At 62.2% G+C, this 24,988-nt stretch carries 22 protein-coding genes; 11 read left to right on the top strand and 11 right to left on the bottom strand.

Features of this window, described 5'->3' with window-relative positions:
- Positions 1–31: 31 nt before the first annotated feature.
- The 9 genes from QW861_RS19325 to QW861_RS19285 all read left to right on the top strand — a co-directional run bounded on the left by QW861_RS19325 (position 32) and on the right by QW861_RS19285 (position 10,245).
- Positions 32–862 carry a FadR/GntR family transcriptional regulator gene (locus tag QW861_RS19325; RefSeq protein ID WP_315754159.1) on the top strand — a complete coding sequence of 277 codons (831 nt, stop codon included), beginning with the start codon at positions 32–34 and terminating at the stop codon, positions 860–862.
- 214 nt (positions 863–1,076) lie between these two features.
- Positions 1,077–1,865, top strand: a complete 789-nt coding sequence (locus tag QW861_RS19320) for a CoA-transferase subunit beta (RefSeq protein WP_315754112.1) — start codon at positions 1,077–1,079, stop codon at positions 1,863–1,865.
- 49 nt (positions 1,866–1,914) lie between these two features.
- Positions 1,915–2,799 carry a CoA transferase subunit A gene (locus tag QW861_RS19315; protein ID WP_315754114.1) on the top strand — a complete coding sequence of 295 codons (885 nt, stop codon included), beginning with the start codon at positions 1,915–1,917 and terminating at the stop codon, positions 2,797–2,799.
- On the top strand, positions 2,796–4,028 hold the full coding sequence (locus tag QW861_RS19310) for a CoA transferase (protein ID WP_315754117.1): 1,233 nt from the start codon (positions 2,796–2,798) through the stop codon (positions 4,026–4,028). Before QW861_RS19315 ends, QW861_RS19310 begins: the two co-directional genes overlap by 4 nt.
- A gap of 80 nt (positions 4,029–4,108) precedes the next feature.
- The gene (locus QW861_RS19305) at positions 4,109–5,395 is read left to right on the top strand and encodes a cytochrome P450 (RefSeq protein ID WP_315754119.1); all 1,287 of its coding nucleotides are present in this window, start codon (positions 4,109–4,111) and stop codon (positions 5,393–5,395) included.
- Between the two features lie 68 nt (positions 5,396–5,463).
- The gene (locus QW861_RS19300; protein WP_315754121.1) at positions 5,464–6,567 is read left to right on the top strand and encodes an NAD(P)-dependent alcohol dehydrogenase; all 1,104 of its coding nucleotides are present in this window, start codon (positions 5,464–5,466) and stop codon (positions 6,565–6,567) included.
- Between the two features lie 23 nt (positions 6,568–6,590).
- Positions 6,591–7,829 (top strand): cytochrome P450, encoded by a 1,239-nt coding sequence (locus QW861_RS19295; RefSeq protein WP_315754124.1) that lies wholly within the window; start codon positions 6,591–6,593, stop codon positions 7,827–7,829.
- 62 nt (positions 7,830–7,891) lie between these two features.
- On the top strand, positions 7,892–9,040 hold the full coding sequence (locus QW861_RS19290) for an acyl-CoA dehydrogenase (RefSeq protein WP_315754127.1): 1,149 nt from the start codon (positions 7,892–7,894) through the stop codon (positions 9,038–9,040).
- A gap of 8 nt (positions 9,041–9,048) precedes the next feature.
- On the top strand, positions 9,049–10,245 hold the full coding sequence (locus QW861_RS19285; protein WP_315754129.1) for an acyl-CoA dehydrogenase family protein: 1,197 nt from the start codon (positions 9,049–9,051) through the stop codon (positions 10,243–10,245).
- A gap of 54 nt (positions 10,246–10,299) precedes the next feature.
- On the opposite strand, the gene QW861_RS19280 is transcribed toward QW861_RS19285, so the two are convergent.
- Genes QW861_RS19280 through QW861_RS19270 form a run of 3 tightly spaced genes read right to left on the bottom strand, consistent with a single transcriptional unit; the run spans position 10,300 to position 12,854 of the window.
- Positions 10,300–11,259 (bottom strand): nitronate monooxygenase, encoded by a 960-nt coding sequence (locus QW861_RS19280; RefSeq protein ID WP_315754131.1) that lies wholly within the window; start codon positions 11,257–11,259, stop codon positions 10,300–10,302.
- A 22-nt stretch (positions 11,260–11,281) separates the two neighbouring features.
- The gene (locus QW861_RS19275) at positions 11,282–11,686 is read right to left on the bottom strand and encodes a Zn-ribbon domain-containing OB-fold protein (RefSeq protein ID WP_015665275.1); all 405 of its coding nucleotides are present in this window, start codon (positions 11,684–11,686) and stop codon (positions 11,282–11,284) included.
- A gap of 1 nt (position 11,687) precedes the next feature.
- Positions 11,688–12,854 carry a thiolase domain-containing protein gene (locus QW861_RS19270; protein ID WP_042339184.1) on the bottom strand — a complete coding sequence of 389 codons (1,167 nt, stop codon included), beginning with the start codon at positions 12,852–12,854 and terminating at the stop codon, positions 11,688–11,690.
- Between the two features lie 144 nt (positions 12,855–12,998).
- On the opposite strand from QW861_RS19270, the gene QW861_RS19265 reads away from it, so the two are divergent.
- Positions 12,999–13,862: a MaoC/PaaZ C-terminal domain-containing protein gene (locus tag QW861_RS19265; protein WP_316171388.1), complete on the top strand. Its 864-nt coding sequence runs from the start codon at positions 12,999–13,001 to the stop codon at positions 13,860–13,862.
- 57 nt (positions 13,863–13,919) lie between these two features.
- Positions 13,920–14,696: an SDR family NAD(P)-dependent oxidoreductase gene (locus QW861_RS19260; protein ID WP_015665278.1), complete on the top strand. Its 777-nt coding sequence runs from the start codon at positions 13,920–13,922 to the stop codon at positions 14,694–14,696.
- 103 nt (positions 14,697–14,799) lie between these two features.
- Here QW861_RS19260 and QW861_RS19255 read toward each other — a convergent pair whose 3' ends face one another.
- The 8 genes from QW861_RS19255 to QW861_RS19220 form a co-directional block, all read right to left on the bottom strand.
- The gene (locus QW861_RS19255) at positions 14,800–16,014 is read right to left on the bottom strand and encodes an ABC transporter substrate-binding protein (RefSeq protein WP_316168097.1); all 1,215 of its coding nucleotides are present in this window, start codon (positions 16,012–16,014) and stop codon (positions 14,800–14,802) included.
- 37 nt (positions 16,015–16,051) lie between these two features.
- On the bottom strand, positions 16,052–17,191 hold the full coding sequence (locus tag QW861_RS19250; RefSeq protein ID WP_315754137.1) for an acyl-CoA dehydrogenase family protein: 1,140 nt from the start codon (positions 17,189–17,191) through the stop codon (positions 16,052–16,054).
- 305 nt (positions 17,192–17,496) lie between these two features.
- Positions 17,497–19,047 carry a 3,4-dehydroadipyl-CoA semialdehyde dehydrogenase gene (locus tag QW861_RS19245; protein ID WP_315754139.1) on the bottom strand — a complete coding sequence of 517 codons (1,551 nt, stop codon included), beginning with the start codon at positions 19,045–19,047 and terminating at the stop codon, positions 17,497–17,499.
- Positions 19,048–19,081: 34 nt separating this feature from the next.
- On the bottom strand, positions 19,082–20,263 hold the full coding sequence (gene boxA / locus QW861_RS19240; protein ID WP_315754140.1) for a benzoyl-CoA 2,3-epoxidase subunit BoxA: 1,182 nt from the start codon (positions 20,261–20,263) through the stop codon (positions 19,082–19,084).
- A 59-nt stretch (positions 20,264–20,322) separates the two neighbouring features.
- Positions 20,323–21,771 carry a benzoyl-CoA 2,3-epoxidase subunit BoxB gene (boxB, locus tag QW861_RS19235; protein WP_315754142.1) on the bottom strand — a complete coding sequence of 483 codons (1,449 nt, stop codon included), beginning with the start codon at positions 21,769–21,771 and terminating at the stop codon, positions 20,323–20,325.
- A gap of 35 nt (positions 21,772–21,806) precedes the next feature.
- The gene (boxC, locus tag QW861_RS19230; RefSeq protein WP_315754144.1) at positions 21,807–23,498 is read right to left on the bottom strand and encodes a 2,3-epoxybenzoyl-CoA dihydrolase; all 1,692 of its coding nucleotides are present in this window, start codon (positions 23,496–23,498) and stop codon (positions 21,807–21,809) included.
- Positions 23,499–24,031: 533 nt separating this feature from the next.
- Positions 24,032–24,514 (bottom strand): MarR family winged helix-turn-helix transcriptional regulator, encoded by a 483-nt coding sequence (locus tag QW861_RS19225; RefSeq protein WP_315828355.1) that lies wholly within the window; start codon positions 24,512–24,514, stop codon positions 24,032–24,034.
- A gap of 14 nt (positions 24,515–24,528) precedes the next feature.
- Positions 24,529–24,918: a hypothetical protein gene (locus QW861_RS19220; protein WP_315754146.1), complete on the bottom strand. Its 390-nt coding sequence runs from the start codon at positions 24,916–24,918 to the stop codon at positions 24,529–24,531.
- Positions 24,919–24,988 lie beyond the last annotated feature (70 nt).

Genomic DNA, 24,988 nt, shown 5'->3' with positions numbered 1-24,988 from the left:
TTTCCTTGCAGCTTCGAACCATCGGGTGGATATGAGCGCTTCACAATTGCCGGCCAAATCCAACGCAGAGGCTGCGCCGATTGCGCAGTTCCAACGAATTAAATCGTCCCGCGCGTTCGATGAGATTGCCGCTCAGATCCGAACGGAGCTTTCCTCCGGCAGACTTACGGTCGGCAACCGTCTGCCTTCCGAGCGTGCGCTGTCGGAGCAATTTGGCGTCTCTCGCAATACCCTTCGTGAGGCCTTGCGTTCGCTCGAGCATGCCGGTCTCATCCGCCTGCAGAAGGGCGCCCGCGGGGGCGCATTCATCAGCCAGCACAGCGGCGAAGCCATCGCGACCGGGTTGATGGACATGTACCACGTCGGTACCATCCAGCCCGCACAGTTGACCGAGGCCCGCATCTGGCTCGAATCGGTCGTTGTCCGAGAAGCGTGCCGGCGCGCAACGGCCGCAGACATCGAGATGCTGAACCGTAATATCGATGAAGCGCAGGAAGCGCGCCGCCGGGGCGACTTCGCAGGCCGCGCGGAGAGGCACATCGAATTCCACAGAATGCTAGCGCGTCTCACGGACAATCCGATCATGGTCATCGTCATGAACGGGGTGCTCGATGTGCTCACTCATTTCGTGCAGCGGATCGGCGAGTATGACAACAGCTTCGTGTTGCCGTCGCGGCGCCGCTTCATGGATCATTTTGCTGCAGGCGACGCTGAAGCTGCCGTGGCCGAGATGGAATCCTGCCTGAAGCGGCTGCAGCGAAGCTATATGTCGCGCATTCAGGCCGCGGAAGGTGTGTCAGGTGTGTCGGCTACCAAGGCCGCTCCACGCGCCCGCCGGTCTCCGCCGGCCGCCCAGCGCTAAATCCACTTACTGCGCAACGCGACCCTCGTCTGTCGAGCAGCCGATGCGTCCACTCCGGATGGCATGCGGACACGCGTGGCTGGCCGACCCCCGATCACGTCCGAATTGTCCGGCACGAATCCGCGCGGTCTCGTCGCCGCCGGCCGTGGGTCCGTTGACACGGCATCCGACCCTCGCTAAATTGCCAATGGTTCAACCAATAGGTCGCGGACAAATGGCTGCAAATCCCTCCCTCGGAGAGACGCTGGCGGTGTTGCTGGCGCGCGATATCGCCGATGGCGAGAAGGTCATCATCGGAACCAATTCCGACATTCAGCTTGCCGCCTGCAATCTCGCGCGCCGCCTGCAGGCGCCGCGCTTGTGGTGGATCTCCGGTCCGGGCGGAATGGTCAATCCGACGCGCGATCATCTGCTGTCGACGGCCGACTACGAGAACCTCGAGTCGGCGGAGTCCTGGATGGATCTGCCGGTCATGATCGACTTCATCGACTGGAAGATCCACTTCTTCGATTTCGCCATCCTGTCGGCGCTGCAGGTCGACCGCTTCGGCAACATCAACACGGTGGTGGTCGGTGATCAGCGTAAGCCGCGCGTACGCGGGCCGGGAACCGTCGGCATCAGTGCGCTTTGCGGTCTCGCCAAGCGGTTCTATGTGTGCCTGACGCGTCACGACCGCAGCGCGTTCGTGCCGCGGGTCGATTTCCTGTGCGGAGCCGGTCACATGGAAGGCGGTGATTCCCGCGAGCGCACGGGATTGCCGCCTGGCGGCCCCAGACTGGTGCTGTCCCCGCTTGGAGTTTTCGATTTCGTGCCGGACAGCAAGGCCATGCGCGTGAGGTCGATCAGCCCCGGCGTGACGCTCGAGCAGATCCGCGACTCCACGGCCTTCGACATCGTCGTCGAGGGCATGCCCCCTGTGACGACCATGCCCACCGATCAGGAGCTCGCGCTGCTGCGCGAACATGTCGATCGGCGCGGCGATCTCCGGCGCAAGTTTCCCTGACCGTGCGGCGGATCTCCTTCCATCAGACTGACAGGCAAGCCGAAGTCCCATGACAAAGAGCAAGATCGTTTCCGTCGATGAGGCCGTAGCCGAGATCCCGGACGGAGCCAAAGTTGCCCTTGGCGGTTGGATATTCAATTCGCAGCCGATGGCGCTCGTACGCGCGTTGATCCGCAAAGGAGCTCGCGACCTGCATTTGATCCCTGCGCCCGGCTCGATCGCGCCGGACATGCTGATCGGTGCGGGATGTGTTGCCTCCACCGTCTGCGTCTTCATCAGCTTTGAGCAGTTCGGTCTGGCGCCGCATTTCCGTCGTCAATCGGAGAACGGCACGCTCAAGGTCTACGATCTGGACGGTCCTGCTATTGCGGGCGGATTGCGCGCGGGAATTTGCGATTTGCCCTACATGCCCGTGCCGGACCTCTGCACCGACCTGCCGAAATTTGCGCCGGAGCATTATTGGCCGCTCCCGTCCAAGCCTGGCGAGCGCAGGATGCTCGCCGTCGCGGCCGTCAAGCCGGATGTCTGCCTGCTGCACGCGCAGCAAGCCGACGAGCACGGCAACGTTCAGCACCTTGGGCCGCCGTTCTTCGACGCGATGATCGCCCAGGCGTCCCGGCGGGTCATCGTCTCGGTCGATCGCATCGTGTCGACCGACACGATCAGGCGCAGCAATCATCTGACCAAGCTGCCGAGCGCCATGGTCGACGCGGTCGTCGAGGCGCCATTCGGCGCGCATCCGACCGCTTCACCTTCGCTCTATCGCTCCGATGAAGCGCATCTGAAGGACTATGTGAAGAGCAGCGCCAGTGCCGAGACATTCAGCGCCTATCTCGATCGCTACGTGCGGAGCGCCTCGTCCAGCGTTTATCTCGATACGATCGGTGGCAGCCGGCTGGCGGCGCTTGCCGTATCAGAAACCAATCTGAAATGAGCGTCGATATGGCAATCGGACCGGCCCGGCCAGGAATCCTCGACGGAATCCGCGTCCTCGACTTCACCGCGATGATGTCCGGCCCTTATTGCACGCGGTTGATGGCGGACATGGGCGCAGAAGTAATCAAGGTGGAGCCCCCGGAGGGCGATCACATCCGGTTGCGTCCGCCGCTGCGGGATGGGCGAAGCGCCTATTTCTCCCAGCTCAATGCCGGCAAGAGCAGCATCGCCCTGGATCTCAAGCAGCCCGCGGCCCGCAAGCTGATCTACGATCTGGTGCCCCGGTGCGATGTGCTCGTGGAGAACTACCGCCCCGGCGTCATGCAGCGGCTCGCGCTGGACTACGAAACCCTTGCGAAGATCAATCCCAAGCTCGTGTACTGCTCGATCTCGGGGTTCGGCCAGGAGGGCTCGTGGTCCGGACGGAGCGCGTATGCGCCGGTGCTGCACGCAACCTCGGGCTACGACATGGCGAACCTCGACTATCAGGAGGGGAATGTCGAGCGTCCGCTGAAGAACGGAATCTTCATCGCTGATGTTCTCGGTGGCTCGACGGCATTCGGAGCCATTCAAGCCGCACTGTTTCGGACGCTCAAGACCGGGCAGGGCGACTATATCGACGTATCGCTGCTCGACGCCATGGTCGGCATGCTGGTGTACGAGTGCCAGGAAGCGCAATTCCCGGCCGAGCGCCGCCGGCCGGTCTATCGACCCACGCAGGCGAGCGATGGCTTCCTGCTCGTCGCCCCCGTGAGCCAGAACAACTTCGAGGCTTTGGCGCGCGGCGTCGGTCATCCGGAATGGATCACCGATGCGCGCTTCGCAACCAGCAGCGCCCGCGAGCATCACTGGTCCGAATTGATGAACCTGCTCGACGGCTGGGCGGCATCGCGAGCTTCAGCGGAATGCGAGGCGACCCTAACCGAAGCCGGCGTGCCGTGTTCTCAATACCGGACCATCCGTGAGACGATGGCGCTGCCGCCTATCCAGGAGCGCGGCGTCTTTGAGGAGATCGATGACGGCGCCGGGCCGCTGCTCATTCCAAACCCCGCATTCCGGTTCGCGCAGAGCGCGGCCAATGTCCGGAACAAGGTGCCTGCGCTCGGCGAGGATGGGCCAAGGTTGTTGCAGAGCCTTTTGGGACTGAGCCCGCAGGAGATCGCGGCGCTGCGCGAGGGCAAAGTTCTTCGAGGCGCGGAAGAGAGGATCGTCGCGGCAGCCGAGTAGCCGCGACGGCGCATCAGGAATGTCGAAGTCGTCGATCGCCTGCCGCTGGGCTTCCTTCCTGAACCCGCGAGCACTGCGACATGAAGGAGGGACCGGGGTTGAGCGCTGCGAATTTTCCAATCCCCGACAACATCGTCGCCGTGCTGACGGACCCTTCAGCCTACGGCACTCAACGCATCTTCGATGCCTATCGCTGGCTGCGCGTCAATCAACCGCTCGGGAAGGCCAGTCCGCGCGGGTTCAACCCTTTCTGGGTCGTGACGCGCCACGCGGACATTCAGACCATTAGCCAGCAGAGCCAGCTGTTTCGCAGCAGTGATCGCCCGGTGGCGTTGCTGAGCAGCAAAGCCGAAGCCAAGATCGAGGCGGCGACGGGGGGCAACGGCCTCCTCCGCACCCTGGTGCAGATGGATGCTCCCGATCATCCCAAGTTCCGTGCATTGACGCAGAAATGGTTCACGCCGGGTAATCTGCGTTCGATCGAAGGCAGGATTCGCGACATCGCAAGAAGCTATGCGGACCGCCTCACCGCGTCCGGCCAGCATTGCGACTTCGTGTCCGAAATCGCGCTCGGGTTTCCGCTGCGGGTGGTCATGGCGATTCTGGGCGTCGATCCGGATCATGAGCCCAAGATGTTGCGCTTGACGCAGGAGTTCTTCGGCACCAAGGACCCGGATAACGCGCGCAAGGGTCGAAACGACGGTGCCACGGCTCTATCGGATGTCGTATTGGAGTTCGGCGAGTTCTTCTCGTCTGTGGTTGCGGACCGGCGCGCCAACCCGTCCGATGATCTTGCAAGCGTCATCGCCAACGCGCAGATCGACGGCGAATCGATCTCGGACCTGGATGCGCTCAGCTATTTCGTGACCATCGCGACCGCCGGCCACGACACCACATCGTCCTCGAGTGCAGGCGGGATGTGGGCGCTTTGCGAACATCCGCAGCAGTTCGAAAGGCTGAAAGCCGATCCTGGCCTGATCCCCGGCTTCGTCGACGAGGCGATCCGCTGGACCACGCCGGTCAAGCATTTCATGCGCACGGCCGCCGAGGACACCGAACTGGACGGCCGCTCCATCAGGCGCGGCGATTGGCTCATGCTGTGCTACGCCTCTGCGAATCGCGACGAGGCCGTCTTCCAGGATCCCGACACGTTTCGGATCGATCGCTCGCCGAACCGCCATCTCGCCTTCGGCTACGGAGCCCATCTGTGTCTGGGGCAATATCTTGCCAAGCTCGAGATGCGGATCCTCTTCGAAGAATTGTTGCAGCGGATTTCCTGCGTTGAGCTCGACGGCGAAGGAGCAACGACCGTGTCCTGGTTCGTCAACGGGCCCAAGCGCCTCCCGATCCGCTTCCAACTCCGTTGATCCATCCCCTACATCTCGCTTCCGCATGATTTGACGGCACTGCGCAATCTGTAACGGAGAAGACGAGCATGAAGATCACAGCCGCAGTTGCAGTTGCGCCGGAGCGACCGTTCGAACTGATCAGCTGCGATCTGTCGGATGATCTTGCGCCCGGAGAGCTGCTCGTACGGGTCGAGGCTTGCGGCATCTGCCATACCGATCTCGCGGTGAAACTGCAGCACCTCCCCGTGCCGCTCCCCAAAATTCTCGGTCATGAGGGCGCGGGCGTGATCGAACGCGTCGGTCCGGGCGTGGTCGGGCTGGCCGAGGGCGATCACGTGCTGATGAGCTTTGGCTCGTGCGGCGCATGCGGACAGTGCCAACTCGGCGCGCCCGGCTATTGTGATGAGTTCGGGATGATCAACCTGTTCGGTCAGCGGCGCGGTGGCTCAGGCCTCCGCTACCGCGGCGCTGAGCTTAGCGGCTACTTCTTTGCGCAATCGGCGTTCGCAACCCATGCCATTGCCACGGCCCGAAACGTGGTGAAGGTCGGCAACGATCTGCCGCTCGCGCTGCTCGCGCCGATGGGCTGCGGGATCCAGACCGGCGCGGGTGCGGTAATGAACGTGCTGACCCCTCGGGCTGGTGCGTCGATCGCCGTGTTCGGCGTCGGCGCGGTCGGGATGGCGGCGATCATGGCCGCCAAGCTGGCGGGCTGCGGCACGATCGTTGCCGTCGACATCCGCGATGAACGTCTTGCCCGTGCGCGTGACATCGGAGCAACCCACATCGTGGATGGCCGGACACCCGATCTGGCCAAGGCCGTTGCCGCGCTCGGCCGTGGCCGCGGCGTCGATCACTCGCTCGACACCACGGGCGTGCCCGAGGTGGTCGCCGCTTCGATCGCGTGCCTGCGGCAGCGGGGCTCATCCGCCCAGGTGGCCGCGCCGCCGCGCGGGACGCGGTTTCCCGTGGAGGCAAGCGTTCTGGTCGGCGGAGGTCTGACGGTCCGGGGCGTCGTCGAGGGTGATGCCGTGCCCACGATCTTCCTGCCGAGGCTCGTTGATTTTTTCCGCCAGGGGCGGCTGCCGCTCGACAGGATCGTCAGCTTCTATCCGTTCGAAAAGATAAACCAGGCGGTCGAAGACATGGAAGCCGGCGCAACCGTCAAGCCAGTGCTGCGGATGAACTGAACAAGAAGCGAGGGGAGGACGCGATGCAAGAAACGAGTTTAGACCAAGCGATCGTCGACCACGAAACCTACGGGGCTCTCGACAGGCAGCATGCCCTGTTCTCGACCCTTCGCAAGCAGGATCCCGTACATTGGACTGAACCTCCGGGCTTCCGTCCGTTCTGGACCATCAGCAAGCATCAGGACGTCATCGAGATCGAACGGCAGAACGAGAAGTTCATCAACGCGCCCCGCACCAAGCTGTTGTCCATCGATTTCGAGACAAAGGTCCGGGACGCGATGGCAGGCCGACCAATGCTGGTCCGCGCGATCAATCAGATGGATAATCCGGACCATGCCAAGTACAAGAAGATTACGCATGCCTGGTTTCAGCCGCGTGAAGTGCGCCATCTGGAAGACAGGATCGCCGTGATCGCACGGACCAGTGTCGACCAGATGCTTGGAAAGGGGACCGAGTGCGACTTCTATAAAGATGTCGCAGGGTGGTATCCGCTCAGGGTCATCATGCTGATTCTCGGAATCCCGGATGAGCATGGCCCGCGATTGCTCGATATCACTCGAGCTTATTTCGGCGGTGGCGATGCGGAGGTGCAGCGCGGCAACGACCTGATCGATGCCACCTTCGCCTATGTGAACTTCTTCAAGGAAGTGGCGCGGGAACGACGGCGGAACCCCACCGACGACCTCGCGAGCATCATTGCGACGGCCGAGGTCGACGGCGAGCCGATAGGCGAGTTCGAGACCTCGTCCTATTATGTGGCGCTCGCCAGTGCTGGTCACGACACGATCAGCGCAACTCTCTCCGGCGGTCTGCTCGCCTTGATCGAGAATCCCGGAGAAATGCGAAAGCTGAAGCAAAATCCCGATCTTATTCCTGCCGCTGTCGAGGAAATGGTGCGCTGGGTATCTCCGGTGAAGCATTTCTTCCGGACCGCGACGGAGACCTATACGTTGCGCGGCAGGACCATCAAACAAGGCGATCATCTGCTGCTGGCCTATCCCTCTGCAAATCGGGATGAGGATGCCTTCGAGTCTCCCTTCGCATTCGTCGCCGACCGGACCCCGAACCGCCACGTCGGCTTCGGTTTCGGCATTCACGCCTGCCTCGGACTATATCTCGCCAAGGTCGAAATGATCGCCTTCATGCGCGAACTGCTCTCGCGCGTCGACGGGATCGAACTTGCTGGCGAGCCGGCCTGGACCGAGACATCCTTCGTCGGCGGTTTGAAGCGGCTTCCGATCCGCTTCTCGCGACTTTATTAGGCGATGGTCGATCTGCGCGCCCGGAAACCGAGATTGGCGGGCGACATGAATGGAGCTCAAGGATGGATCTGACGCCGAGCGAAGCGCAGCAGATGCTGCGCCATAGCGCCGAGCGGTTTATCGCTGAACAGTACGACCAGGCGGCACGTCGCTATGCGATGCAGGATCCTATGGGATTCAAGCGCGAGAACTGGCGCAAGTTCGCCGATCTGGGCTGGCTCGGGCTTCCGTTTGCGGAGGAGGTTGGCGGCTTTGGCGCAGGACCCGTCGAGGTCGCGATCCTGATGGAGGAGTTCGGCCGCGGGCTTGCGACCGAGCCTTATCTCTCGACGGTGCTGCTGGCTGGGACCCTGATTGCGGAATGCGGCACGGACGGGCAGCGGACAAGCCTGCTGCCGTCCATCATCAACGGCGAGCGTCTGCTATCGTTCGCTCACTACGAGTCGGATGCAAGGGCAGGCCTTTCCGAGGTCCACACTGTGGCGCAGACCGACAAGCAGGGTTGGATGCTCCACGGCCGCAAGATCGCCGTGCTCGACGCAGCGTCTGCGGACGCCCATATCGTGTCGGCGCGCTTGCCCGATGCGCAGGGGGCTGGAATTGTTCTGTTCCTGGTGCCGAAGGATGCCGCGGGGCTGAGGCTGCGCGATGCACCACGGCTAGGTGGGGGCCGCGTCGCGGAGCTGACATTCGAACAGGCTCGGCTTCCGCCGGATGCGCGGCTTGGAGGGGGCGGGGATGCGCTGCCGGCGATCGAAGGTGTCGTCGATCGGGCGATTGCCGCACTCTGCGCCGAGGCCGTCGGCATGATGCGAAGCATGTTCGACGCCACGCTCGACTACACGAAGGTGCGCAAGCAATTCGGTCGGCCGCTCGGGGCCAACCAGGTGATCCGTCACAGGCTGGCCGACATGTATGTGCAATGCGAGGAAGCCCGAGCGATGGCGTCGCGCGCGGCTCTTTTCGTGGGTGCCGATGCCGGTCCGACGCAGCGATCGCTCGCCGCATCCGGAGCCAAGGCCAAAATCGGCCGCTGCGCACGGAGTGTCGCGGAGCAGGCGGTGCAACTTCACGGTGCGATGGGCGTCACGGACGAGCTCGACCTCGGACTCTATTTCAAACGGCTGTTGGCGTTCGAAGCGCTTTTTGGCAGCGTGGACTACCATCTGCAGCGTCACGCCAAGCTGTTTGGCAACTCCCGATCTGAATGAGATCAGTCATGTCGATATTGCTCAAGCCCGATGAGTTGTGCTTCAGAGATGAGGTGCGGGCATTCATCGCGGCCCGTCTTTCGCCCGAACTGCGGCGGGCCAGTTCTCTCAATGTCTCCTTCTTCTCCGATCCCGACATCGTCGCGCCATGGCAAACGGCTTTGCACGAGCGGGGCTGGGTCGCACCCGGTTGGCCTAAGGAGCATGGCGGCCCCGGCTGGACCGCGAGGCAGCGATGGATCTTCGAATCCGAGTGTGCCGCAGCAGGCGCGCCGCAGCTATCTCCCATGGGCATCAAGATGGTCGGACCCGTCTTGATGCGCTTCGGGACCCCGGAGCAAAAGAAGTTCTACCTGCCCCGCATCCTCAGCGGCGAAGATCGATGGTGCCAGGGCTATTCGGAGCCTGGCTCGGGATCTGACCTTGCCTCGCTGACGACACGCGCCGTTCGCCATGGCGATCATTACATCGTCAACGGCACCAAGATTTGGACAACGCACGCGCACTTCGCAAACCGCATGTTCGCGCTGGTTCGAACCAGCGATGAACCGCGGCAACAGGACGGCATCAGCTTCCTGCTCATCGACATGGCGTCGCCCGACATCACGATTCGCCCGATCACGATGATCAGCGGCGACCATGACGTCAATCAGGTGTTCTTCGACGGTGTGGAAGTTCCGGTGACCAATCTCGTCGGCGAGGAGGGACGGGGCTGGACGTGCGGCAAGTATCTGCTGGAATTCGAGCGGGGCGGCGGAATCAACTCGCCGAAACTGAGACATGCGCTTGAGAAGGTGCGGGAACTGGCCAACTCCGACCTGTCTTGCAAGGCGATATCGCACCCGGAGATCGCGACCAAACTGTCGGACATCGAACTCGACGTCCAGACATTGGAGTTCCTCGAGCTGCGGGTGTTGTCAGCCTTGCAGAGAGGCGAAAATCCAGGACCGGTGTCGTCGGTCCTCAAGCTGCGTGCGAGCGAGATCCACCAGGCCATCTCGCGCGTGGGAGTTGAAATGATCGGGCAAAATGCACTGGTGGAGGAAAGGCGCCGTCCTCTCCATGCTCTCAATGACGAGCCGATCATCCCAGAAGAATTGCTAAGCGTGGTGGCACGTCATCTCAACGGCCGCGCCAACACGATCTTCGGCGGGAGTTCGGAAATCCAGCGCGACATCATCGCCAAGCAGGTGCTCGGGCTTTGAGGAAATCACCATAAGAGGTGATGCGGCCGCCCGGAGATCGTCCTGCAAGGTACCTCAGACCATGGCGGGGATCTGGCAAGCTTCCGCATATTCCCGCTTCAGCTTCACAATCAGATCCGCGACGGTCGGAATCTCGTCGATCAAATCGATTCCTTGACCTGCGCTCCACAGGTTCTTCCAGGGCTTTGCGCTCTCAGGCAGATGGTCGTGCCGCATGCCCTTGCCCATCGGGTCGGGCAAGGCGTCCGGATCGAGGCCCGCAGCGCGCAACGACGCGGCCAGCCAGTTCGCGGCGACGCCGGCAACCTTCTCCGTATAAATCAGGTCTGCGGACGTCTGCGATACGATCATGCGCTTGTATTCGTCGGGCGCCAGCGACTCCTTCGTAGCGATGAACCTGGTCCCGAGATAAGCTAGGTCGGCACCGAGCACTTCTGCCGCGCGTATGGTGGCGCCGTCGGAAATGGCGCCGGCCATGACGATCGTTCCGTTGAAGATCGAGCGGACCTTGCGGACCAATGCGAGGTGGCTGATCGTGCCGGAGTGGCCACCGCCTCCAGCGCCGATGCAGATCAGGCCATCGACGCCGGCGGCCATGGCGCGCTCGGCGAACGGGATGCTGGTGATGTCGTGGAAGACCTTTATCCCACGATCATGCGCCTGTTGCACGATGATCTTGGGATTGCCGCCGACGGTGATGACGATGTCGACATTTTGTTCGACGCACAGATCGAGGTGACTCCCGATCTGGTCTTCCGGCGTCTTTGCAGACAGGTTCACGGCGAGCGGACCGACCGGTCCCGGCGCCTGCGCGGCGTGTTCGCGCAAATCCGCGGAGATCGTGCGCAGCCACTCAGCGAATTCGTCGAACGAGCGGGCGTTTTGGCGTGGCAGGGCGCCAATCACGCCCGCCTTGCAGGCCTCGCGGACGAGATCAGGGCCGCTGACAAGGAACATCGGTGCGCAAACGGCGGGCAACGAAAGCGTTCGCCGAAGCTTTGGGTCAAGCGCCATGAAGCTGCTCCTGGGCCGTTCGTCAGCCCTGTTCCGGGGCGAACATCGGGATCATCGTCCCGTCCTCCGCGGGCTTGAATACGACGTGGACACGTTGCCCGATGCGCAGCGAATCGAGATTGCAATCGACGATATTGCTCAACATCGTGATGCCCTCGTCGAGCCGCACATAGGCGATCGCGTAGGGTGTGGGGCCGGCACGGCGGGTGACGCTGACGCTATAGATCTCACCCTTGCCGGTGACATCGCTCCATTCGGTGTCTCCGAGACAATAGGGACAAAGCGGCCGCGGATACCAATGCGGCTTGCGGCAGGAAACGCAGACCTTCACGCGGAACGCCCCGACTGCCGTTGCGGCAAAGAATGGCGCGGTTGCGGGGTCGTGCACCGCTAGGCCGAGCGGGCGGTCCTGATACATCGTCGTCATCTCACGCGCGCTCCATGATCAGGGTGGCACTGCCATGGCGCGAGCCGAGCAAGCCGCCTGTGCCTTGGGCGAGGGCAAGGTTGCAATCCGGGACCTGCACTTTGGCGTGGGTTTCGCCGCGCAGTTGGCGGACGGCCTCGATGACCTTGGTGATGCCCCCGCGATTGGCGGGATGGTTGTTGCAAAGTCCGCCGCCGTCGGTGTTGAACGGCAGCTTGCCTACTCCGGAAATCAGATTGCCATCCGCAACGAAAGCTCCGCCCTTGCCTTTCTCACAGAACCCGAGATCTTCGATCTGCATCAGCACGGTGATGGTGAAGCTGTCGTAGATCGAGGCATAGTCGATGTCGGAAGGCTTGACACCGGCTTCCTCGAACGCGCGAGGACCGGACCATGCTGCTCCCGAAAACGTCAAGTCGACCTGCCCGTTCAACTGACCCTTGATCGCTTCGCCAGCGCCGAGAATATTGACGACGGGTCGCTTGAGCGAGCGCGCGATCTCCGGGCGGACGACGACCAGGGCACCACCGCCGTCACTGACGACGCAGCAGTCGAGGCGATGCAAGGGATCGGAAATCATCGGCGAGGCGAGGACATCGTCGACCGAGACCTGATCGCGCAACATCGCATTCGGATTATACTGCGCGTGGGTTGCGGCCGCGACCTTGATCCATGCCAGCTGTTCGCTGGTCGTGCCGTACTCGTACATGTGCCGGGCCGCCGCCAGCGCATACATGTTGACCGTCACGGGAGCATAAGGCGCCTCCCAGGGCACGTCGGGTGTTCCCGCGCCGACGAGTCGTGGCGCTACGCCGCTTGATCCCTCGCTTCGCGGCCGCCCCGCGAGCGTGATCAGAGCCACGTTACACTTGCCCATGGCAATCGCCTGGGCGGCATGCGAGACGTGAATCAAATAGGCGGACCCGCCGGTGTCGGTGCTGTCCACATGGCGGGGCCGCAGTCCCAGATAATCCGCCATGCTGTTCGCGCCGAGTCCTGGCGCGTCGCCTGCGCAGAAATAGCCATCGACATCCTCGAGGCGCAGGCCAGCATCTTCCAGGGCTCCGCGCGCACATTCAGCGTGCAACTGGGCGACCGTCTTATCCGGTGCTTTTCGGGTCGGGTGCTCATAGGCGCCTGCTATGCAGGCCTTTCTTCGAATACTCATCAGGTCTCTCGCGCTCGCGTCAGCCCGTGGCCGCTCATCTGCATAGGGCATCGTTGACCACGACCGGCGGGCTGTATATCATTGGTTCAACCAAAGACCAAGGCTGTATCTGTTTCTTGGCGGGGGACCAGACCCGGGGGAGCGATGGTTGATTATGCAAAGACGCGGGCTTGGCGTTCCAGCGAGGTCCGCCACGTCTACACGGCGAGAGACACCATTCTCTACGCGCTCGGTGTCGGTGCCGCGAGCGGCCCATTGGACGAGCGGCAACTGCGCCTCGTCTACGAGAAGGATCTCGTGCCACTTCCGACCATGGCGACCGTTCTAGCCTCGCCGGGTGCCTGGATGAGGGACAATGCGGAGCTCGGAATCAATTTCGCGAAAATGGTGCATGGCGAGCAATCCGTGCAGATGCATGCTGCGCTTCCTTCGAGCGGAATTCTGGTCGGCAAGAGTCGTGTCGCGCGGCTCGTCGACAAGGGCGAGGGCAAGGGCGCCATCATGTACGTCGAGAAGGAACTGTGGGACGAAACGGACAAACGATTGGTGGCCGTCAGTGAGCAGGTGCTCTTGCTGCGCGGCGATGGCGGCTTCTCACAAGTTTCCGGCGGCGATGAACCCGCCGCCGCTCCGCCGCCCGTCCCGGATCGTACGCCGGACCGCGTCGTCACCTTGCCTACGCGCCCGGACCAGGCGGTACTTTATCGTCTGTCGGGAGACCTCAACCCTCTGCATATAGACCCCGCGGTTGCCAGCAAGGCCGGTTTCCAGAAGCCCATCCTGCACGGGCTTGCGAGCTATGGATTTGCCTGTCGCGGCCTGGTGGAGAGCTTCTGCGACGGAGATCCCGCACGGCTGAAGACGATCCGGGCGCGCATGTCTGCGCCGGTCTTTCCTGGGGACACGATCCGGCTCGAATGCTGGCGCCTCGACGACCGCATCGCATTTCAGGCGCGGGTCGTCGAGCGCGACGCGCTGGTCCTCAGCCATGGCTGGGCCACGACCTGATACGGCCGGACGGCACGTACAAGATGATGGACTTCACCGGAGACTAAGGAACTGCGAATGACGAAGAACATGGTGTCGCTACAAGGCCGGACGATCGTCGTCACCGGCGCCGCGCAGGGGATCGGCAAGGCAACGACAGACTTGGCCATCGAACTTGGGGCAAATGTCGTGGCCGTCGATCTCAACGGCGAGGCGCTAGGGCCGGCTTTGGCGGGCTTTCCTGCGGAGCGGGTGATGAAGGTCGTCGGCAGCGTCACCGACGCTGAGCTGGCGGCAAGCACCGTCGCAGATGCCGTCGACAGGTTCGGTTCGGTGAACGGACTGGTCAACAATGCCGGCATCATTCGCCCCGCGCTGATCGAAAAGATGAGCATGCATCAATGGCAGGAGGTCATCGACGTTCATCTCACCGGCGCGTTCCTCTGGTTGCAGGCGGTGGGACGCCATCTGGTGCAGCGCGCGAAGGACGGCGACGCCTCGGGAGGAGCCATCGTCAACGTCTCGTCTGACGCGGGGCGAAAGGGATCGGTGGGCCAGATCAACTATGCCGCCGCCAAGGCCGGACTGCTCGCCATGACCATGACCGCAGCCCGGGAGTGGGGCAAATACAACATCCGGGCCAATTCGATCTGCTTTGGCGTGGTCGAAACGCCGATGACCGAGGTCGTGCGCGGCGAGAAATTCCGCGATGGTATCTTGGGGCAGATCCCGCTTGCACGCTGGGCAACACCGGACGAAGTGGTGCGGACCGTATGCTTCCTGCTCTCCGATGCGTCCTCGTACACGACAGGCCAGCACATCGGAGTCAACGGCGGCTTCCACATCAGTCTTTGACCTTACGCCTTCGTCGCTCCCTTGGCGTCTCTGCATTCAGGGGGGCCGAAAGACGAAGGCGAAACTTGCGGTGGGGCGCGCACGAGACGCGACCCACCGGCTTTTAATCCGCCGTCATCGGCTCGCCGGACAAGGTCCAACTGGTCCCATCGAAAACGGCGATGCGCAGAGTCCTGAACGGCGTGTAGTCGCCGGGCTTGGTGCCGATGGTGATGCCCGGCAGCATCATCGGCAACCGTTCGCCGTGCAGGGATGTTGCCTGCCTGATCAGATTTTCCCGGGTCAACTGGTCGCCGCATGCCTTCAGGACGGCCTCTAGCGCGTTGACGTTCATGTAGGCGACGAGCACCGAGTAATCGTCGGGATTGACGGACGGCGCATACTTCTTCAGGAAATTCTTATAGGCCTTGACCTCATCGTCGTCTGTCCAAGCCGGATCGCCCGGCTGCTTGAGAAATTGCGTGGTGACCAGACCGCGGGAGGCGTCGAGGCCGGCCGGCTTCAGCACGGTCTCGACTGAGGCTGTCGAGCCACCGATGATGTGCAGCGGATGCCAGTCCAGTTCATGCACCTTGCGGATCGACTGCGCCGCGGCCTTGGCCGACGACTGTTCGATCAGCGTGTCGACGCCGGCGGATTTCAACTGAACGACCTGGGAATCGATGGTTGGGTCGGAAACTTCGTAGGACACCTGGGTAACGATCAGAGACGCCTTTGCGCCGAGTCCCGCGCGCAGACCCTTGAGATAGTCCCTCCCGAAATCGTCGTTCTGGTAGAGAACGCCGATCTTTGCCTCCGGCTTCGCTGTGAGGATGTATTTGGCCATGACGCGGCCTTCGGTCTCGAAGTCTGGATAGAGCGGAACGGTCCAGGGAAATTGATTCGGATCGTTGAAGCGGCGTCCGCCCGCCGTGATGAAGAGTTGCGGCACCTTCTTGGAGTTGAGATATTTCTGGATGGCGACGTTCGGCGCGGTCCCGATCGTACCGACCTCGGCAAGGACGCCGATATCCTCGATCAACTTTCGGGATTGCTCGACGGCTTTCGGCGCACTGTAGGCGTTGTCGAGTTGGGTGAAGCTGATCTTGCGTCCATTGATCCCGCCACGCTCATTGAGCATCTCGAAATAGCCGAGCACCGCCCGTCCAGCCCCTGCGCCAAACGCGGAGGCCGGGCCGCTGAGCGGCGTCGATTGACCGAGCTTGATCTCGGTGTCGCTGGCTCCCGGATCATAAGTCTTCTGGGCATGCGCGGCAGAGAGCGACAGGAGAGTGACTACGATCAGAGAGCACGATGTCAGGACCGATGCGCGGCTCAAGGGTGTTCCTCCAGGTCTGCGTTTCCTAATTTGGCGGCTATCGAAGCAGTTCGCGCGCGATCACGAGGCGCTGGATCTGGTTCGTTCCCTCGAAGATCTGGGTCAGCTTGGCATCACGCATCATCCGTTCGACCGGATAATCCATGGTGTAGCCATAGCCGCCGAAGACCTGCACCGCGTCGGTCGTCACCTTCATCGCCATGTCGCTGCTGAAGCACTTGGCCATGCTCGCGAGCACGTTGAGGCGTTTCCAGTCGCCGGCGTCTCCGGCGCGGGCGCATTCGTAGACCAGCGCACGCGCCGCCTCGATCTGCATGGCCATGTCTGCCAGGATGAACTGGACGCCCTGGAATTCGGAGATGCTCTTCTTGAACTGCTTTCGTTCCTTGGCGTAGGCGAGGCTCGCTTCGAATGCGCCTTGCGCAAGGCCGACGCATTGGGCGCCGATCGTCGGCCGATTGAGGTCGAGCGCGCGCATCGAGGCCTTGAAGCCCTTGCCTTCCTCGCCGACGAGGTTTTCGACGGGTACGCGGACGTTGTCCAGGAAGATCGGCGTATTTGGCGCCCCGCGGAAACCCATCTTGCGTTCATGGCGACCGAAGCTGATGCCCGGCATTTTCTTCGGCTCGAGAATGAATGCGCTGATGCCGTCCGAGCCGGGGCTGTCGCTGGTGCGCGCCATCAGCACGATGTAGTCGGCGGCAACGCCGTAGCTACACCACTGTTTCCTGCCGTTAATGACGTAGCTGTCGCCGTCCTTGCGAGCCCGCGTATTGAGGGCGGAGACGTCCGATCCCGCCTGGGGCTCGGAAATGGCGATGGCCGTGACGACGCCGCCCTCCGCAATGATGGGGAGGAATCGCTTGCGCTGCTCTTCTGAGCCGAAGTGCAGCAACGGCATGATGAACATCGTGTTGAGGCCGGCAATCGACGCGCAGGCCGGCGAGACTTTCGCGATCTCCTCCCGTGCGATGCACATCATGGTGAGATTGCCGTTGGGACCGCCATACTGCTCGGGCACCCAGAGCTGCATCAGCCCCATTTCACCAAAAATCTTGACGATCTCCTCGGGGAAGCGATCGGTCTCGTCGATCTCGGCCGCGATCGGGGCCACATGCCTGGCAACGACTTTCTGCACGCTGTCGCGAAAGGCGACCTGCTCCTCGGTGAAGGTCACGATAGCGGTTCTCCCTCAGGTTAAACTCAATGGTTGGACCAATATATCCACCAGACGTCATTATGACAAGTCGGACCGTGGAGCGGACGCTTGGGGCTCGGCAGGTTGTGCCGTAGCGACGCGTCCCCGCCCGCAAGAAGCTCAGGAGACCCGAGTCACCACAAACGGCGCCAGACCCATGCCGGCGATTGTCGCGGGGGCACGTCAATATCCTAAGCCGAGCGTACACATCAGCGCGGAGAGGCGCAGCCACCGCAATCTGAGCAGCCGGCACGGCAATGGTCGCTCCGAAAGTGATCTGCGGCTCAGCGGCTCAGGGTGGCAACCACTGCTTTGGAGCCCTGTATTGCGGAGCGCCTGTGGTAGAAGTTGAGCGCACGCGCGCCGCCGAGCTCTTCGCCGCCTCCAGCGCGCCCTGGGCCGCCATGCAGGGATTGAGGCATGACGTTTCCGTGGCCTGTGTGAGCCTCGGCGACGTCCGGACTGACGACGTGAACACGGCCGTGGCTGTCTGCGAGCTCGGTCGCAAGACACGACAGTCTGGTCACGTCGGAGCCATACAAAGAAACGACCAGGGAGCCTTGCCCTCTCCGCACGAGGCTCAAGGCGTGAGCCTCGTCTCGGTAAGGTATCAAGGTCGCCACCGGTCCGAACACCTCGAGCTCATGCACGAGATTGGCCGCGTCCGCATCGCCTGAGCCTAGCAAGGTCGGGCCGACGCAGCATGCCACGGCCGGATCGACATCGATCAGCTCGTGAGTCTCCCCGTCGTACAGCACCTTGGCTTCCTGGCGCAAACGATCAAGCCCGTGCCGCACAGCAGCAAGTTGGGTTCGGCTGACAAGCGCGCCCATCCGTACCGAAGCGTTGCGGGGATTGCCAACAGTAATCTTGCTCAATCGTTGCGAAATGGCGTCAGCCGCGGGCTTATATTGCCGCTCTGGCACAAAAATGCGACGAATCGCCGTGCATTTCTGTCCCGACTTCTGGGTCATCTCCCGAACGACCTCCTTGACCAGAAGATCGAATGCGGCATCTCCGCATGCGCCTCCTTCGGCGAGGACGGCGGAATTGACGCTGTCCGCCTCGACGTTGATCCGGACCGACCGCTCTGAGATTGCCGGATGCAAGCGAATGACAGACGCAGTCTCCGCCGATCCCGTGAAAGAGACGATATCGAACGGATCGACTGCGTCCAGGAGCCCTGTAGATCCACCGCAAATGATCGAGAGCGCTCCCGGCGGGAGGATATTGGCTTCAACGACGTCCTTCACCATCACCTGTGCGAGCCATGCCGTCGCGGTGGCCGGCTTCACGACGACGGGGACGCCTGAGAGAAGGGCGGGAGCAGCCTTCTCCCACATACCCCAGGCCGGAAAGTTGAACGCATTGATGAGGAGAGCGAGTCCCCGTGTTGGCACGAGGATGTGACGGCTCTGGAAGGTCGCATCTTTGGCGAGCGAGGCAGCGTCCCCATCAAGCAGAAATCTTTCATCACCGAGGGATGCTGCCAGCTTCGCATAGGTCGAGACCGTGTAGATCGCTCCATCGATGTCAATTGCCGAATCGCTTCTTACCGTGCCGCTGTTGGCTTGTGCGATCTCGTAATATGCGTCTCGATTGCGCTGAAGCGTATTGACGATGCCTTCGAGCAATCCGCCGCGTTCGCGATAGGTGAGGCTGCGCAGTGCGGCGGCACCGGTGTCGCGGGCAAATTGAAAGCCGTCAGCGACGTCAAGTCCAGTATTGCCGACCCGCGCAAGCTCGGTACCCCGGATCGGATCGTACAGTGACGCTCCGCCTTGGCTGCCGCTCCGCCAACGTCCGCCGAGGTAACTCTGGAGATTTTCAGTCATCATTGCTCCTTGCTGCTCGAACAGAGCAGGCCAACTAATAGGTCTCGACGTGATAACGCCCCTCGGTACGCATCGCGTCGCGCAACTCGCGCCAGCGCAGATTGGCGGTGCGGCAGATGTCGTCGAGCGCGGCATCGACGCCCTGTTCCATGCCCTTGAGACCGCAGACATAGATATGGGTCGCGGTTGAGCAGAGCAGGGCTACCAGAGACGCTCCTTCCTGCCGGATGAGATCCTGCACATAGACCTTCTCTTCACTCGGAATGCGCGAATATGCGAAGCGCTTGCCTAGCAGGCTCTCCGGCACGTTCTGCAATGGGCCGAAATACGGCAGGTCCTGCGGCCGCCGCGCTCCGAAGAACAGCAGCATGCGGCCAGGAGCGCTGGGCATGGATCGGCGCCGCCACTCCGTGAAGCCGCGAAACGGGGCCGAGCCGGTGCCGGTGCAGATCATGATGATGTTGGCGGAGGGATCGTTCGGCATGAGGAAGGTTGCGCCGAACGGTCCAGTCACGTTGACCTGATCGCCCTTCTTGAGATCGCTGATGTAATTCGAGCAGAGCCCATTCGGCTCGCGCTTGACGGTCAGCGCGAGATTGTTGGTGTTCGGCCGCTCGCCGTGCCGCGGGCTCGCGATGGAATAGAGCCGCACGCGATGTGGCTTGCCTTCTTCATCCACGCCTGGAGGCACGATACCGATCGATTGACCTTCCAGAACCGGAAACGCCACCTCGCCGAAGTCGAGGATCACGTGATGGACGTCGACATCGGAATCCTGGTGCGTAAGGCGAAAATTGCCCGTGACGGTCGCAACAGCAGCGTGGTTCCTCTGGTAAAGATTGACCGCGGGCTTGGCTGCGCTTGCGGGAGGGACGGACTTGCCGCCAACGCCAGTATGGGCCTGGTCGAGCAGGGCCAACACCTCGGAGTCGATTGCCTCGCCGTCGTCGCCGCCGGTCAGCTCCCCTTGCTTCGGCAGCTCGCCCCATGAATATTGCTCATCGAGCGAGTAGGGCGACCTGACGATGCGCCAATTGTCGATCGAGCCGGTCGGACACGGCTGGATGCAATCCATGCACAAATTGCACTTCGTCGCATCAACCACGTAGTTGTTGTTGTCATGAGTGATCGCGTCTTCCGGACAGGTCTCTTCGCAGGTGTTGCAGCGAATGCAGATTTCCGGATCGATCAAATGCTGTTTGAGCGGCGCATTCATGGTGGCCCGAGCAGGAAATAGGACCGTCCGCATGGCGCGGGACGGCCGGGTTGAACGGATCAAGCGGCGATCTGGACGTATTCGAAGTCGCCCGGCTTGTTGTCGATGCCAACCTTCGGCGGCGCGATCCAGCTTGCGAACTGGCCTGGCTCAAAGGCAGGCTCCATCAGCGACGCGATGAACGCGCCGTCTGAGTCCGAGGGCAGATACTCCTTGTGTGCCTTCGCCCAATCTGCGTCCGACATGATCACCCCTCTGGGCGAGACATGGACGTCGCGGAACTCGCCGATCTTGCGATGGAATGCCACGTGCGGCAGTTCGAGACGGAACTTGATGCCTTCCTTCTCCATGATCTTGTTCCAGCGCCCGACGCCGCCGGCGCAATCCCGGCTGTAGTCGTCACGCAGCCGCATGTTGAGCGCGGTGAGCGCGGCCTCGTCCACGTTGGAGATCCGCCCGTCGACCAGCTTCAGCACCGGGTAGGTTGCGTTCGTGAGCTGGTGATCGTCGTCAATCCTCGTCTCCTGGAAGCGGCCCTTCAGCCCGGCATTGTAGAAATTGGCCGAATTAGTCGATATCTCGGCGCCGAACAGATCCAGCGTAAGCGAGTAGTGCAGGTTGAGCTTCTTCTGGATCGTGGGCAGGTCGATGACGCCGAGCCTCCGAATCTTGGTGATGTCATGGGGATCTTGGATGCCGGCACTCTTCATGGCTTCGCAGGTGCGCTGGATCGTGCGGCCGACACCTGTCTCGCCGACGAACATGTGATGGGCCTCTTCCGTGAGCATGAAGCGGCAGGTGCGGGACAGCGGATCGAAGCCGGATTGCGCGAGGCTTTCGAGCTGCATCTTGCCGTCACGATCAGTGAAGAAGGTGAACATGAAGAACGACAGCCAGTCGGGTGTTGTCTCATTGAATGCACCCAGCATGCGCGGACTGTTGTCGTCGCCGGAGCGGCGGCGCAGCAACTCATCGGCCTCCTCGCGCCCGTCGCGGCCGAAATATTTGTGCAGAAGGTAGACCATCGCCCAGAGGTGTCGGCCCTCTTCGACGTTGACTTGAAACAGATTGCGCATGTCGTAGAGCGAGGGAGCGGTTGCGCCCAGGTGACGCTGCTGCTCGACGGAAGCCGGCTCGGTGTCACCCTGAATCACGATGAGGCGCCGCAGCATCGCTCGGTATTCCCCAGGCACCTCCTGCCAGGCCGATTCCCCCTTATGCTGGCCGAAGTTGACCTGCCGCCCCTCCTCCTTCGGCGCGAGCAGGATGCCCCAACGATATTCCGGCATTTTTACATAGTCGAACTTGGCCCAGCCTTTCGGGTCGACCGAGATCGCGGTCCGGAGATAGACCAGCGACTCCTGGAAGCCGGTCGGACCCATATCTTTCCACCAATCGATATAGCCAGGATGCCAGCCTTCGAGGGCGCGCAGCACAGTCCTGTCCTCGACAAGTCCGACGTTGTTGGGAATACGGGTGGAATAGTCCACGTTGAGGTTTTCGAGCACGAACGTCTCCTTTTTGGTTGATGAAAGCGGGCGGGTCAGACGCGCTGCATGCTGAAGGCCGGCCGGATCCCGGTGCCGTAACGCGCAAGTGCACCGTCTTCGCCGACCGCGTTGGGGCGTTGGAAGATCCAGTTCTGCCAAGCGGTCAGGCGAGCGAAGATCTTCGATTCCATCGTCTCTGGACCGGCAAAGCGCAGGTTCGCTTCCAGCCCGGTGAGCGCGTCCGGCGAAAAGCTCGCGCGTTCTTCCCGGAACACGCGCAGTTCGTCGCTCCAGTCGATGTCGTCGAGCGCAAAGGTTACGAGCCCGAGTGCTTCAGCCTCGTCTGCCTCGATTGGGCAGCCGGACTTCTGCTTGAGTTCGCAGATCTTGCCCGGCTCGGAGAGGAAGCGCGATTGCAGGCGTGTCAGACCGTGCGACATCGGATAGCAGCCGAAATTCGCGGCGGTGAGCTCTACCTTGGCGGACGTCCGGTTGTTGCCTTGAACCCGGCCCGCCAGCATGTATGAGCGATCAGCCGCGAAGACCAGTTCGGCCAGCGTGCCGACGAAGCAGGATCCAGGCTCGATCAGCGTGACCAACGTGCGCGAGGTCAGATCGATCCGCTTGAGCACGCGCTTCCAGTAGTGGCGTATCTCGTGAGCGTACCAATGCTCGTGGTATGCGTTGAGAAGGGCGTCATACGCGCGGACCGCGGCGGGATCACCTTCCGTCTTAAAGATGATCGTGCCGACCTCATAGGCGTTGTTGCGCAAGTGCAGGATCGCATCATCCAGCTCGCGCGCGATCTGCATTGGCCAGAAGCGCGCGCCGAGCTCGACCGTCTCCTCGGCCGCGGACGGCGGCGTCCCGTCGGGCGCGCGGATCGTGATGGTCGCGATTCGCTGGGCAGCGTCGATGTCGAGCTTGATGTGACCGTAGTCGATGCCGTCGGCGCGAAACTTACGCTCCAGCGCGACCAGCTTCACGCCGCCCTGAGTGGGGTTTGGCCGGGGCGATTGCGCGGCGAGCTCCATGGCCGCCGCTTGCACGCGTTCTTCGAGCTTCGACGGCGAGACAAGCTCATCGATGAGTCGCCATTGTACCGCGCGGCGGCCCTTGATGCCTTCTTCGATGGTGCAAAAGACATCTGCGTGGTCGCGGCGAACCATGCGCTTGTCGATGACACGGGTGAGCCCGCCGGTGCCCGGCAATACCGCCAGCAGCGGCACCTCCGGCAGCGACACCGCGGTCGAGCCGTCGTCGACCATAATGATGCGGTCGGTCGCCAGTGCGAGCTCGTAGCCGCCCCCTGCCGCCGTGCCATTGATGACGGTGATGAAGCGCTGGCCCGAGTGCTCGCTCGCATCCTCCATTGCGTTGCGGGTCTCGTTCGTGAACTTGCAGAAATTGACCTTGTGCGCGTGCTCCGAGCCGGCCAGCATCCGGATGTTTGCGCCGGCGCAGAAAACCCGGTCCTTGGCCGAGCGAAGCAGCACGACCCTGACATTGGGATGCTCGAACCGCAGCCGTGTCAGAGCGTCGGCCAACTCGATATCGACCCCGAGATCATAGGAGTTCAGCTTGAGTTGATAGCCCTCGTAGAGGCCCGCATTCTCATCGACATCCATCGCAAGCGTCGCGACTTCGCCGTCCACCGAAAGCTTCCAATGGCGGTACCGGGACGGCTCCGTCTGGAAATCGATGAAATCCTTTCCGTTCGCAAGCTTTCGGGTGATGGCCGCCATAGACGCTCCCTACGCATTGAATCAATGGTTGGACCATAATAGCTGCACAATGATGCATTGTCTAGGAGGAGGTGGGCCGCTGGTTAGGCGCCAAGCTCACATAACGTGCATTATATTGCCAACTTGCAGCCTGCAGACCGGGAGCCAAAGCCGGAACGTCGGCGGCTCTGCGCTCTCCAAAGTTTTCCGAATGCGCACGCATTGCCCGGAAAAGGCTCACCTGCGGTGCTTCTCCTGATCACTCGCAGCGGCACGGCCACCGTTGACACCTGCTGGAGCGCGAGACCATCACACGCGCTGCGGACGACGGGCAGCCGTACGGCGCGCCCTGTCGAGCGGACGTCCGGCGATGCTCGATGTCGGCCCGGATCCGGCATGCACCCAACCACGCATAAACGTCATGCTCAAAGCCGGAGCAGCGGGTGGTGAGTCATCCTTGTTACGTGAGCAGACCGGTTTGCCGATCATCGCAGGCGGGCCTCCTCGCGAACGCGTCGCTGTAGCCTGACGCACGCGGTGTATGCGTGCAAAACTCAATCATCCGACGTCGACGAACAGGCAGGCGCCTGAACTTTGGCAATGGCCAGCATGCATTTCAGGAAGTGTGCGCGGTCTTTCTTGCTCAGAGGCGCAAGCACGATGTCCTGCAGCTCGGCCGCCGCCGGGACGACCGCAAGCAAAGCTTCCTCACCCTTGGCGGTAATCTGGATCTGAATAGAACGGCGATCTTCCGGATTGGTCTTCTTCGAGACCAGCCGCCGCCCGGCCATGCGCTTGAGCATCTCGCTGAGGGTATTCCGGTCGCAACTGATGCGGTCGGCGAGAACCGACGCCGTCATCGGCCCCTGTTGATAGAGCGCCATGAGCACGCCGAACTGCCGCGGCGTGATGTCGCTCTGCCGGGTCAGGCTCTGATAAAGACCGTCATACCGGGCCTCAAGCAGCCGCAACAGAAAGCCGATGCCGCCTTCCAATTGCCAGGTGCGCGCAAGCTCCCCCGCCGAATCCTTTTCCATGCGTTTGCCTACGCTCATCCGGTTTCGATCTCGCTATGGCACCCGGCCGTGATCCAGCGGTTAACAGCTTGTTCCAATGAGCTCAACCCTGCCGCAATGCAGCGCAGGTTTTGAAATTCACACCATTGCAGAGAGATCGGATATTTAGTACGTATACGTATCAATTGAAAGGCGCGTGGCCGCAAACCAGGGAGGTCACTTTGCATCTGCGCGAATTGCTGGCGATCCCTTATCTCCTCGAAGCGGAAGCCGTGGAGAGGGAGCCCGGACAATGGCTGATCCGCCTCGCTTACCCGGAACTTCCGGGCTGCGCGGCGGAAGGCGCGGTGGTCGAACATGCGCTCCGGGATCTCGAACGGCGACGGATCGAAATCATCGTCAGCCTGGTCGAGCAGGGCCAGCAACCTCCGATACCGCGCCAACCGCTCGCGACATGCGATCCACTCTGGACCGTACACGATCTTGGCCTGTTGG

Origin of the sequence: Bradyrhizobium sp. SZCCHNRI1029 (assembly GCF_032487555.1) — a bacterium.
GTDB lineage: Bacteria > Pseudomonadota > Alphaproteobacteria > Rhizobiales > Xanthobacteraceae > Bradyrhizobium.
This window is presented reverse-complemented; position numbering and strand designations above follow the sequence as displayed.